Raw genomic sequence first — 12,431 nt, forward strand, 5'->3', positions numbered from 1 at the left:
CCTCATTGCATCATTACTTCTTGGCATACACCCCATGCCCCTCTTTTTTCAGCCGCCCCTGATTGCACAACTCAATAAGGTAACGGTCGGCCGTACGAGTGGGAATACCTGCTTCGTGTGCCTTATCCTGATAGAGTGCACGGTCGAACTCAGGGGGCAACATTTGCAACAAGGCCTGCCGACGCTTCTCACTTGTATTTCCCTGAGATACGGAGGCCGGATGCGACGTATGCGACGCCTCGGCCTGCAAGCTTTCATAAGCCGCCTCCGTATGGCGTAGTAACACCTGTATCATCAGAAGGGTGGTATGGAAATCATCATCACGGCAACAAAGAGTGGCCGGCAACGGGGCATCCCCTTCATAATCCATCAGGCGAAGGGCGGAAAACACCATGCAGATACGGTAAGCCGTCAGCCCCAGACGACGCACGGAGGCGAGCATATCCGGACCTTTGCACTGCAACCCCTGTTCCTGCAGGTTGCCGAAGAAACGGTTGAACTCCACCTGCTGCTCCACCGTAAGCGTGAAGCGTAAAGGCCCGGCCTTCAGCAGGCGAGTATAGAACTGGAAGAAACGACCTCCCAAACGTAGGAAACGGCTATCGAGTGTATCATCATCATTCCCGGCAAAAACATCATTCCACACCGGTCGCAAAGGAAGGTTATAGAACAGGAAGCGCGAGAAAAGCCCGTTCTCGGCATCGGGAATCAGTGCTCCTACCTGGCGCGGCGTTCCACTGAGCAGCACCGAGAGGCGGGGCATCGTTATCTCTACATACTCACGGTCCTTACGGCGATTGTAAGTGATAGGCTCGTGGTGGAAAGCCTTGCGCAGCCCGTCGCTGTAATTGCCATGCTCACTGCGGAAAGTGGTAGTCAGCGTATCACCCTCCGTCTCGAACATCAGGGCCTGGCCTTCGTTGTCGTTCAGCGTCTGGAAAAGAGCCGTGGCACTGCTGTTTGCCGGAATGAAAAGCATCCTGACAGGCGGCTGTTGCGGTTCGTCACCGCCCCCCTTGCCTTTTGTTTTTTTCATAGAGCGACTTTTCGCGCCGGTATTCCTCCCACTCCTGCCGGTTACGGCGGCGCAGGTCGGCATGCACCACATCTACCAGATGACGGCACAGCGTCAACCGCCCCTTACCCGCCGAGGCTTGTGCACTGACAAAGAGGAACAGGTTAGGACAAACCTGCCGCTGCCCATAGATGCCCGTCACTTGCGTCAGGCAAGAGGAAAGGGCAGTGAGAGACCCCAGCAAGAGCATATCGCTGTCTTCGGACGAGATGCCGTAAGAGCAGACATCATCCAGCAGACGGGGCAGCGAAGCATATACCTCATCCGGAAAGACCGGGAGCTCAGCATCAGCAGGCGTAGCGGTGCTTCCGCCCGGTGCCACCGGAGACGCTTCCGGCAATTTGGCATTTTGGCAATTCGGCAATAACCGGGTATTGATGTCCACCCCTGCTTGCCGTGCCAGATGGAAAAAGGTGTTCACCGTGATGCCCCGCCCGCGGGAATGCAGGCAGGCGGTGTATTGCTTCTCGGTTTCGGCAGGCTGATAACTACTGTAGAAACGGCTCAAGCGGTGATAAAAAGCACGTCCTTCCTCGCCCAGCCCTTGGGCAAGTGCGAAGCCGAGATCGCGCCAGTCGTTATAGGTGGGGGCTATGTCCACGCCCGTTAGTTCGATACGTGAAGTGACGATTTCTACTTCGTCACCAAGGGTGAGGGCAGCATTGCGTTGCCACTCGCTTAGGTTGAATTTTTGTTTTGACATTTTAAGATTTATGATTTATGTGAATCGGGGAAATTAGTTACCATTTCATCATCACCACGTCCGGGTCCCAAGGCAAATAGCAGGCACGCGAGAGGTCGCGTCCCGAAGGATCGGGTTCCACCCCATAGTTTCGGGATACGTAGAAAGACAGGATTTCAAACCAGTCGGTATGTGTGCCTTGCGCCAGGTCGATGGGCACTACCCACTTCAAACCATCGCCACCGGGGCTACGGAAAAGCAGGGCGGTATCTACCGAAGCATCGTGCATCAGGGCATAGCGCAAGCCATAGACACCGCTCAAGCGTCCGCCATCGTGCCACTGGTCTATGTGGTCAAAGTCAAGGCAAATCAGTCCGCTATGGGCCAGCAGGGCATCATCGCGCCTGCGGGTGAATTCTCCACTGAAAGTGGCATAGTCGAAATGGCGGGCCTTGAAGCGTTGCACATCCCTCTGAGTGATTTTTTCTTCCTGCTGCAGACGGCGGAGACGCTGCAATTCCTCAGTAGGCTGACGATAATAATCGCCGCGGATGACGTTGTAGATCTGATGCAGTTCCACCGTCTTGTGGGGCACCACGTTGCTGACGGGAGCCAGGAAAAAGCTGAAGCGATTCATCTGCTGCCTCCTTTCCCATTATCAGTAACCGGGTTCTTCTCATGCTTGCCCAGTGCACTGAGTTTATACATTACATAGTTGTTTTGCAGCAGGTCGTCAATTTCCCGGATACGGTAGAAATACTTCTTGCCCAGGGTGGTGTATCCCAATGTACCGTTATCGCGTAAGTTCTGCAAGGTACGTTGGCTGATGTGCAGCGCATTCATCACCTCTTGCCCATCTACCCAGTCTTTGGCAATCTGGGGACGGGGAGTCACGTTGGCACGTTCCAACAAGCGTGCCAAGCTGAGCAGGTTATCATGTACCTGCTCCAGCTTTTCTGAAAATAGTGGATTCTGTTTCATATTCTTTTTCCGTTTGTCGGGAGGCAAAGGAAAAAGAGTTTGAATTGACGTGAGCTTGACGAGATGTATCGTCAAAGCAACAGCCTCACAAATTCCATTATATAGAATCTTTAATTAGAAAAATCCTGTAATACAAAACGATACATACCAGCGGCTGCCATGTCTTTTTTTTAAGCAGAAATTCTTAAAAAAAATTCGTTGACGAAACAGTTTCGTCAACGAATCATCAAGAAGTGAAGCGAAGTTTCTCTTTTTCGGCAAACTTCTCGTAGGCTTCTATATACCTTTTACTGTTACTTATCAGATTCTCGGGCTGCACATCCACATCGAAAATAGATGCAAGGAAAGCAGCATACGCCTGTTTATCCCATCCTCCTCTACGCTGCTGGTAATGAAAGAAAAGACCGTAAAGCACCCCGATATAGTTTCGCAGGACTTTCACCCTGTTCCGGTGAATCATTGCAACCTGGCCGCTCTGCAAAAACAAGAGAAAAGCATCTTCCAACCACTGTACATGTTCAGGAGTCACCAAATAAGCCCCGTTGCCGTCCGTCACACGATAAAGGAAGGCCAGAAAAGCATGTATCTCCCCCTCATCCGGAAGCTTCGCCCCGAGCGGACGTGAAGGAACGAAAGAGAGTCTTTCGCTGGGTTGTATGGAAATGAAGGCCCGTGAATAGTTTTCCTCATAAAGTTCCTGCTGGCGAAGCAGATAGCTACGCAACTGGCGTGGAAGGCTCATATCGTGCGTTATCAGCAGGTTGAGGAAGGCGATGCAACGCTCTTTCTGTTTGCGGATAATCCAATGGGAAGCACCACGCCCTTCATTGTAGTGCAAGTGTCCGGCATATTGCTGGAAACAAAGATCGTTCAGGCAATCGTTCATCCATGCCTGATCGGTCAGCACTCCATAAAGATTCTCCTCATGGAGTGGAAGGCCGCTGAGCAGAAAGAAAAGAAAGTTCTCGAGTGCTACCAAACCTTGCCACAAACGAGCATCGCTATGCGGAGGCTGCTCCAGACCGGAAAGCAAGCCCACCAGTTTATTGTAAAGTTGCAAGGCAGTACCTTCATGTTCTGCTGTGATTCCTGCGCTGAGAAGACATTTCACCTGGTTTCCTGCTTGCAGAATGTCATATTGCCGCACTTCCGACTCCCGAATAGGGTGAAAGTAGCGGACATCGCTGAGCAGGTAGCGGTAATCCATAAAATCAGTTGGCTGTAATAAGTAACCGAAGTCGATAGTCAGCGTCAGGTAGAGCGAGGCCAATGCTCCTTTCAGTTGTCCGCACAGTTCGGCAGAGACTCCCCGCCGACAGGCATCGTCCACTGCAACTCCGGTGCAATACACTTCTTCGAGCACTTCACACAGCAGCAGACGTGCAGCATGGTCACTGTTCATCCTACTGATTCGATCTTTCAGCAACAGATTCAGCCACCGGGCTTCGGCCTGAAGAAGAGCTTTATAAAAATAATAACGGGGAGTGGACTGTTGCTCACCATAAGACACCGTAGCTACATACTCCATCTCTTCTACCCGCAAGCGGCAAAGGACAGCAGTAGCATCAAAGTCAGAAAAAGGGGACGTGGAAGAAAGGAAGAGGAAAGAGGGAACCGGTAACTCAACCTGCCAGTCGGACAATATCCCCTTCAACTGATCGGTCAACCCGTCCAACGAGCCGGGCAGGTTCATCAGCTTTCGAACGGACTGCTGAAGCCGCTCGGAAACGTAGCGTTGCCCCTCTAAACAGGAAGGGGACAATGCACCACTGAAAATGGCGATGGTCAAAGGGGTAAACATAGTAAACGATTTTAGTTTCCAGCATTTTAGTTTAACAAGTTAATAATCAGTAATCCTGTCTTTCTCAAAATGCTCATCGACATAGCGATAACCGAAATCGTTCTTTTGGGTGGGCTGAGAAGAAATCGCACAAATGTAGCAAACTGTAAACAATACAGCAAAGTTTTACCGTTAATCATCTTTAATTCCAAGCATTTTACAAAGAGAATGGATTATACTATCTTTACCAAGAAAATGAAGGGAAATCTACAGTCCCCCAAGATTAACGGCACTTCAACATAAAAAATAAATAAATTCATTTTATTCTGCTCTTAGTTTGCTTATCTTTGCACCGAAATGAAACGAACGATCCTTCTACTGATTTTAGGAGTTTTTTGTGCTTTCAACATGAAGGCACAACGTGCTGACTCGATCCGCATCAGCCTGCTGACCTGCGCCTCGGGTGGAGAAATATATTCTCTTTTCGGGCATACTGCCATCCGCTACGAAAACTTTACCCGGAATATCGACGCTGTTTTCAACTATGGCATGTTCAATTTCAATGCCCCCAACTTCATTCTCCGCTTCGCTTTGGGAGAGACGGACTACCAGTTAGGAGTTACCAATTACGAGCACTTTGTAGCCGAATACAACTACCTGGGGCGGGACGTATGGCAACAAACACTGAACCTCACTCCGGACGAAAAGGAACATCTGTTTAATCTGCTTCAGGAAAACTATCGCCCGGAAAACCGTGAGTATCGTTACAACTTCTTTTACGACAACTGCGCCACCCGACCGCGCGACCAAATAGAGAAAGCCATTGACGGCTCCCTGCAATATGCTGACAATATGACCGACAATGACACGGGAATCTCTTTCCGTGATTTACTGCATAAATACAGCGAGGGGCATCCTTGGTCACGTTTTGGCATGGATATGTGTATGGGTAGCGAAGCTGACAAGCCTATCAACCGGAGGCTGATGATGTTCGTTCCCTTCTATGTGCAGGAGTACTTCAATACTGCCCAAATCATAAATAAAGAGGGAAAAGCACGCCCGCTGGTATCCTCTGAAGAGAAAATTGTAGAAACCGGACTGACAGCTGCCGACCACCGCTCCGGTGGCATTACTCCTATGCAATCGGCCTTGCTGCTGTTCATCCTGGTAACTGCCGCCACTATTTACGGTATCCGACGCCAGAAAACTCTCTGGGGCCTGGATTTAATCCTGTTCTTCTGTGCCGGAATAGCCGGATGTATCCTTACTTTCCTGGCTTTGTTCTCCCAACATCCGGCAGTAAGCCCCAATTATTTGCTGTTTGTATTCCACCCGTTGCACCTATTCTGCCTCCCGTGGATGATAAATAAGGTGAGAAAACGGCAGAAAAGTCGGTACATGGTACTTAATTTTATCGTTTTAACACTTTTTATACTGCTTTGGGCGATAATACCGCAAAGATTTGACTTAGCTGTATTACCTTTGGCACTTTGTTTGCTGGTACGTTCAGCAAGCAATCTTATTTTGACATCGAAAAAAAGATAAATGAAAAAGGGACTGATAACTTCCATACTCGCATTAACTTTCACCGGTCTGCAAGCCCAACCGCTGCCTGCCACTCCAAAATTAGTGGTAACGTTGACGATTGACCAGCTGCGCACCGACTACATGGAAGCATTCTCTTCCCTATACGGAGAAAAAGGGTTCAAAAGACTGATGCGCGAAGGCAAGGTTTTCTATCAAACCGAGTTTCCCTTCAGCGGAACAGACCGCGCCTCTGCCATTGCCGCCATCTACAGCGGTACGACGCCTTCAATGAACGGCATCATCTCCCAGCAATGGATGAATACCAATACATTGCGCCCGATGAACTGTGTGGACGACCCCGCTTTTATGGGGAACTTCACCGACGAGAGTTCCTCTCCTTCCCAATTACTGACTTCCACCATTGCCGATGAACTGAAAGTAGCTACCCGCAACAAAGGTATGGTATATGCCATTGCCCCCTCGCGCGATGCAGCTATCCTTGCCGCCGGACACTCCGGAAACGGTGCTTTCTGGTTGAATGAAAATACTGGTAAGTGGTGCAGTACTACATATTACAGCGAATTCCCATGGTGGGTAAGCCAATACAATGAACGGCAATCACCCGATTTTCGCATCCGCGATATGGTGTGGGAACCGATACATCCTATAAATAGATATACGTTCCTGCCCGAATGGCGGGACCAACCCTTTAAATATAAGTTCGACAGCGAACGGATCAATAAATTCCGCCGGCTGATTACCAGTCCCTTCATCAATGATGAGGTAAACTTACTCACAGAGGAACTTCTGGAAAAGAGTACGCTTGCCAAAGATGAGATACCGGATTTGCTGGCACTGACTTATTATGCAGGAAACTACAATCATAAGAGTACGCAGGAGTGTGCCATGGAAATGCAGGATACATACGTACGCCTGGACCGCAGTATCGGCTCCCTACTCGACCTCATCGACCGCAAAGTAGGTTTGCACAATGTCATTTTCTGCATTGCATCTACGGGATATGCCGACCCGGAAGCACCGGACCTTGGCCTGTACCGCATCCCAGGCGGGGAATTCTACCTGAATCGCTGTGCCACCTTGCTGAATATGTATCTGATGGCTACGTATGGCGAAGGACAATACGTAGAAACCTACTATAACCAGCAGATTTATCTTAACCATAAATTAATAGAGAGTAAGCAACTGAATTTAGCGGAAATACAAAATAAATCCGCCGACTTCCTGATACAGTTCAGCGGAGTGAATGAAGCTTATTCCGCCCATCGCTTATTATCAGGTCCTTGGTCGCCCCAGATTGAACTGGCACGCAACGGTTTCCATCGTAAGCGTTCCGGCGACCTGCTGATAGACGTGTTGCCCGGCTGGACTATCGTAGAAGAAAATGTCACAGATAGCCGCGTGGTGCGTCATGCAGATGTGCCTGCTCCACTCATCTTCCTGGGTGGTGGTATAAAACCCGAAACCATACGGGTTCCTGTCAATATTACCCGCATAGCCCCTACCCTGTCAAGTGCGATGCACATCCGCGCCCCGAACGCTTGTACAGCTACTCCACTGAACTTTTAAGCTGAAAACACATCTTACTTGGCAAATCAAGTGAAATGTTAACGAAGTGAATCGAAAGTTGAGTGTTTTACTCAAAAAACAATTCGTAAACTTCTCGTAAATCAGCATTTTAATGTAACTTTGTACCCGCATTCAAGGCAAAGTTACACCCGAACTAATTAAGCAAATAATAATAAAAACAAATATATAATGGGATTTAATGAATTTTTAAGCTCGATTTTCGGCAATAAATCCACACGCGACATGAAAGAAATTCAGCCGTGGGTGGACAAAATCAAAGCCGCTTACCCGGAAGTTGCCAAACTCGATAATGACGCCCTTCGCGCCAAGACGGAAGAACTGAAAACCTACATCTACAACTCGGCTACCGAGCAACGCGCTAAAGTAGAAGAACTGAAAGCAGGTATCGAAGCTATTGAACTGGAAAACCGTGAAGAGGTTTTCGCACAGATAGACAAACTGGAGAAAGAAATACTGGAATGCTACGAAAAAGCACTCGATGAGGTACTGCCCGTAGCTTTCTCTATCGTAAAAGAAACAGCAAAACGTTTCTCTGAAAACGAAGAAATTGTAGTGACTGCTACTGAATTCGACCGTCAGCTGGCTGCTACGAAAGATTTCGTACGTATTGAAGATGACAAGGCTATCTATCAGAATCACTGGTTGGCTGGTGGTGCAGAAGTTACCTGGAACATGGTACACTACGATGTACAGTTATTCGGTGGTGTGGTATTGCACAAAGGTAAGATCGCCGAAATGGCAACGGGTGAAGGTAAGACGTTGGTGGCTACCCTCCCGGTATTCCTGAATGCATTGACCGGAAACGGCGTGCATGTGGTAACTGTGAATGACTACCTGTCTAAACGTGACTCCGAGTGGATGGGGCCTCTTTACATGTTCCACGGTTTAAGTGTGGACTGTATCGACAAGCACCAGCCTAACTCTGACGCACGTCGCAAAGCTTATATGGCAGATATCACATTCGGTACGAACAACGAATTCGGTTTCGACTACCTGCGTGACAACATGGCTATCAGCCCGAAAGACCTTGTACAACGCCGGCACAATTATGCCATCGTCGATGAGGTGGACTCCGTATTGATTGACGATGCCCGTACACCGTTGATCATTTCAGGCCCTGTACCTAAAGGTGAAGACCAATTGTTCGAACAGCTCCGCCCACTGGTGGAACGTCTGGTAGAAGCACAGAAGAAACTGGCTACCCAATACCTGGCCGATGCCAAACGCCTCATTGCTTCCAGTGACAAAAAAGAACAGGAAGAAGGTTTCCTTGCCTTGTTCCGTAGCCATAAGGCTTTGCCGAAGAACAAGCCTCTGATCAAATATCTGAGTGAACAGGGGATCAAAGCAGGCATGCTGAAGACCGAGGAAATCTACATGGAACAGAATAACAAACGTATGCACGAAGCAACTGACCCGTTGTACTTCGTCATAGAAGAAAAACTGAATAGCGTAGATTTGACAGATAAAGGTGTGGATCTGATTACCGGAAATTCGGAAGACCCTACTCTCTTCGTATTGCCTGATATAGCCGCACAACTGTCTGAACTGGAAAATGAAACCAACTTGACAGATGAGGAACGTCTGGCCAAGAAAGATGAGTTGCTGACAAATTATGCCATCAAATCCGAACGAGTTCATACCATCAACCAGCTGTTGAAAGCTTATACCATGTTCGAGAAAGACGACGAATACGTTGTACTCGACGGACAGGTGAAGATTGTGGACGAGCAGACCGGACGTATCATGGAGGGCCGCCGCTACTCCGACGGTTTGCACCAGGCTATCGAAGCCAAGGAAAACGTGAAAGTGGAAGCTGCTACGCAGACATTCGCCACCATTACGTTGCAGAATTACTTCCGTATGTACCACAAGCTCTCGGGTATGACCGGTACTGCGGAAACGGAAGCAGGTGAGTTCTGGGATATCTACAAGCTGGATGTAGTGGTGATTCCTACCAACCGCCCCATTGCTCGTAAAGATATGAACGACCGCGTTTATAAGACGAAACGCGAGAAATATAAAGCTGTTATCGAAGAGATCGAACAGTTGGTACAAGCCGGACGCCCTGTGCTGGTGGGTACTACTTCTGTAGAAATATCCGAAATGCTGAGCAAGATGTTGTCTATGCGCAAGATTGAGCATAGCGTACTGAATGCCAAGCTGCACCAGAAGGAAGCAGATATCGTAGCTAAAGCCGGTTTGAGCGGTACTGTTACCATTGCTACCAATATGGCCGGTCGTGGTACGGATATCAAACTGAGCCCGGAAGTGAAAGCTGCGGGTGGTTTGGCAATTATCGGTACGGAGCGCCATGAGTCCCGTCGTGTAGACCGCCAGTTGCGCGGACGTGCCGGACGTCAGGGTGACCCGGGTTCTTCCGTATTCTTCGTATCACTGGAAGACGAATTGATGCGTCTGTTCTCCTCCGACCGTATTGCCGGTGTGATGGACCGCCTCGGCTTCAAGGAGGGTGAGATGATTGAACACAAGATGATTTCCAACTCCATCGAACGTGCACAGAAGAAGGTGGAAGAAAATAACTTCGGCATCCGTAAACGCTTGCTGGAATATGATGACGTAATGAACAAACAACGTACCGTTGTGTATACCAAGCGTCGTCATGCCTTGATGGGTGAACGTATCGGCATGGACATCGTGAACATGATCTGGGATCGTGTTGCCGCTGCTGTTGAAGCTCCCGACTACGAAAACTGCAAAATGGACTTCCTGCAAACACTCGCTATGGAAACTCCATTCAGCGAAGAGCAGTTCCGCAACGAGAAGAAAGAGAAACTCGCAGAAGAGGCTTTCAATGTAGCCATGGATCTGTTCAAGCGCAAGACTGACCGCATGGCACAGGTTGCTTATCCGGTTATCAAGCAGGTGTATGAGACTCAGGGACATATGTATGAAAACATTCTTATCCCCATTACGGATGGTAAGCGTATGTACAACATCTCCTGCAGCCTGAAAGCCGCTTACGAAAGTGAATGTAAGGAAGTAGTGAAAGCTTTTGAAAAATCTATCTTGCTGCACGTCATCGACGAGGCATGGAAAGAAAACTTGCGCGAGCTGGATGAATTGAAACATTCTGTACAGAATGCAAGCTACGAACAGAAAGACCCATTATTGATTTACAAGCTGGAGTCTGTCAATCTGTTTGATACAATGGTGAATAAGATCAATAACCAGACTGTTTCTATCCTGATGCGTGGACAAATTCCGGTACAGGAGCCACAGGAGATTCAGCAGGCTGCTCCCGAACAGAAGCAAGACATGAGCAAATACCGCGAACAAAAGCAAGAACTGAATGATCCGAATCAACAGGCTGCCGCCCAACAGGATACACGTGAGCAAGTGAAACGTGAACCGATTCGTGCGGAAAGAACTGTAGGACGTAATGATCCTTGTCCTTGCGGAAGTGGTAAGAAGTATAAGAACTGTCACGGGAAAAACATGTAATGAGAGGAGTGATAAGGTAATAATCACCCTATCACCCTCTCCCAATCACTAATAAAAGCCTCAAACGGTTAAAATCTGTTTGAGGCTTTTATATATCCATACAAAAGTGTATTTTTGTTATTCTTAGATAAAGAACAAGCCTATGACTAAGTATTCGCATCTCTTAGGGATCTGTTGTGCTCTGCTACTTGGCGGTTGCCAGACCGTAGAGCAATTATCCATCGACTATATGCTGCCGGCAGAAGTTAGCTTTCCGCCCAGCCTCAAACGTGTAGCCGTGGTAAATAATATGCCATCCATCCCGGACAACAAGCTGATCGTAGAAGAAACGGATGAAAAGAAAAAAGATGAGATGGAAATAGCCCGCAAAACAAAATACTTCAACGGCAATGCAAAAATAACCACTGAGGCACTGGCTGAAGCACTTGCCAACGAAAACTATTTCGACGAAGTCGTTATTTGCGATTCTATGTTACGGGCCAATGATATGATTCCCCGCGAAAGTACCCTCAGCAAGAGTGAAGTGGAAAGTCTTACCGAAAGCCTGAATGTCGATTTCCTGATAGCTTTGGAAAATATACAAATACGCTCTCTCCGCAAAATTGAATACCTGCGCGAATGGGGTGTTTATGCCGGAACCATAGACGTAAAGGTATACCCCACCGTAAAAGTATATCTGCCTAACCGAAATGGCCCGATGGTAACAATCAATACCAACGACAGTATTTTCTGGGATTATGCTGCCCCCAGCATAGCTCAGGCCGGTGCAGGACTCATTAGTGAAACAGAGATGCTGAAAGAAGCTTCTGAATTTGCCGGCACTGTGCCTGTAAAGTATATGCTGCCACACTGGAAGACGGCTTCCCGCTATCTGTTTACGAGCGGTTCGGTAAATATGCGTGATGCAGCTGTCTATGTTCGTGAAAACAACTGGGAACAGGCTATTGAGCTTTGGAAACAGACTTACGAGAAGAAGAAAAAGGGAAAACAGAAAATGTATGCAGCCTATAACGTTGCTTTAGGTTATGAAATGCAAGATAGCATTCAGACAGCAGAAGAATGGGCACTGAAGGCGCAAAAAGAAGCATACGACATAGACAAGATAGAAGAGAAAAAAGAGCAGGGAGGAATAGACATCAGCGACGTTCCCAACTACTTTGCAGTAACCCGCTATTTAAATGAATTACAAGAACGAAAAGAGGGAATGACACGATTGAATGTCCAAATGGAACGATTTAAGAATGATTTTTAATCAAATGATGCAAGAGTAATTATTTTTTTTATACCTTTGAACATCCATTAAGAAAGAATAC

At 48.0% G+C, this 12,431-nt stretch carries 9 protein-coding genes and 1 pseudogene; 4 read left to right on the forward strand and 6 right to left on the reverse strand.

Annotation, left to right across the window (positions count from 1 at the left end):
• Positions 1 to 13: 13 nt before the first annotated feature.
• From DW182_RS07050 to DW182_RS07070, 6 genes and pseudogenes are all read right to left on the reverse strand, one after another.
• A complete protein-coding gene (locus DW182_RS07050; RefSeq protein ID WP_158580792.1) occupies positions 14 to 1,036 on the reverse strand; it encodes a DUF3987 domain-containing protein in 1,023 nt (340 codons plus the stop codon).
• Positions 1,005 to 1,439, reverse strand: coding sequence for a DUF3987 domain-containing protein (locus DW182_RS22430; RefSeq protein ID WP_233564097.1), 435 nt, complete (start codon positions 1,437 to 1,439; stop codon positions 1,005 to 1,007). The genes DW182_RS07050 and DW182_RS22430 overlap by 32 nt, the downstream gene beginning before the upstream one ends.
• Positions 1,440 to 1,484: 45 nt before the next feature.
• Positions 1,485 to 1,778, reverse strand: a pseudogene (locus tag DW182_RS22765) (PriCT-2 domain-containing protein); the annotation flags it as partial.
• Positions 1,779 to 1,815: 37 nt separating this feature from the next.
• Positions 1,816 to 2,394, reverse strand: a complete 579-nt coding sequence (locus DW182_RS07060) for a BT4734/BF3469 family protein (RefSeq protein ID WP_118295095.1) — start codon at positions 2,392 to 2,394, stop codon at positions 1,816 to 1,818.
• Entirely contained in the window at positions 2,391 to 2,738 is a 348-nt protein-coding gene (locus tag DW182_RS07065) for a helix-turn-helix domain-containing protein (RefSeq protein WP_118295096.1), read from the reverse strand. The genes DW182_RS07060 and DW182_RS07065 overlap by 4 nt, the downstream gene beginning before the upstream one ends.
• A gap of 226 nt (positions 2,739 to 2,964) precedes the next feature.
• Entirely contained in the window at positions 2,965 to 4,539 is a 1,575-nt protein-coding gene (locus DW182_RS07070; RefSeq protein WP_118295097.1) for a hypothetical protein, read from the reverse strand.
• 336 nt (positions 4,540 to 4,875) lie between these two features.
• Between DW182_RS07070 and DW182_RS07075 the strand changes: the two genes are divergently transcribed.
• The 4 genes from DW182_RS07075 to DW182_RS07090 all read left to right on the forward strand — a co-directional run bounded on the left by DW182_RS07075 (position 4,876) and on the right by DW182_RS07090 (position 12,370).
• On the forward strand, positions 4,876 to 6,063 hold the full coding sequence (locus DW182_RS07075; RefSeq protein ID WP_370449797.1) for a DUF4105 domain-containing protein: 1,188 nt from the start codon (positions 4,876 to 4,878) through the stop codon (positions 6,061 to 6,063).
• The gene (locus DW182_RS07080; protein ID WP_118295098.1) at positions 6,064 to 7,632 is read left to right on the forward strand and encodes an alkaline phosphatase family protein; all 1,569 of its coding nucleotides are present in this window, start codon (positions 6,064 to 6,066) and stop codon (positions 7,630 to 7,632) included.
• 189 nt (positions 7,633 to 7,821) lie between these two features.
• Positions 7,822 to 11,118, forward strand: a complete 3,297-nt coding sequence (gene secA, locus DW182_RS07085; RefSeq protein ID WP_118295099.1) for a preprotein translocase subunit SecA — start codon at positions 7,822 to 7,824, stop codon at positions 11,116 to 11,118.
• A gap of 142 nt (positions 11,119 to 11,260) precedes the next feature.
• Entirely contained in the window at positions 11,261 to 12,370 is a 1,110-nt protein-coding gene (locus tag DW182_RS07090) for a DUF6340 family protein (protein ID WP_118295100.1), read from the forward strand.
• Positions 12,371 to 12,431 lie beyond the last annotated feature (61 nt).

It is taken from the genome of Bacteroides sp. AM16-24, from assembly GCF_003471885.1.
Taxonomy (GTDB): Bacteria; Bacteroidota; Bacteroidia; order Bacteroidales; family Bacteroidaceae; genus Bacteroides.

Excerpts from the sequence above, each read along its gene's own strand:
- DW182_RS07050 (WP_158580792.1), bottom strand. The coding sequence starts at position 1,036 with ATGAAAAAAACAAAAGGCAAGGGGGGCGGTGACGAACCGCAACAGCCG.
- DW182_RS07060 (WP_118295095.1), bottom strand. The coding sequence starts at position 2,394 with ATGAATCGCTTCAGCTTTTTCCTGGCTCCCGTCAGCAACGTGGTGCCC.
- DW182_RS07065 (WP_118295096.1), bottom strand. The coding sequence starts at position 2,738 with ATGAAACAGAATCCACTATTTTCAGAAAAGCTGGAGCAGGTACATGAT.
- DW182_RS07070 (WP_118295097.1), bottom strand. The coding sequence starts at position 4,539 with ATGTTTACCCCTTTGACCATCGCCATTTTCAGTGGTGCATTGTCCCCT.
- DW182_RS07075 (WP_370449797.1), top strand. The coding sequence starts at position 4,876 with ATGAAACGAACGATCCTTCTACTGATTTTAGGAGTTTTTTGTGCTTTC.
- DW182_RS07080 (WP_118295098.1), top strand. The coding sequence starts at position 6,064 with ATGAAAAAGGGACTGATAACTTCCATACTCGCATTAACTTTCACCGGT.
- secA (WP_118295099.1), top strand. The coding sequence starts at position 7,822 with ATGGGATTTAATGAATTTTTAAGCTCGATTTTCGGCAATAAATCCACA.
- DW182_RS07090 (WP_118295100.1), top strand. The coding sequence starts at position 11,261 with ATGACTAAGTATTCGCATCTCTTAGGGATCTGTTGTGCTCTGCTACTT.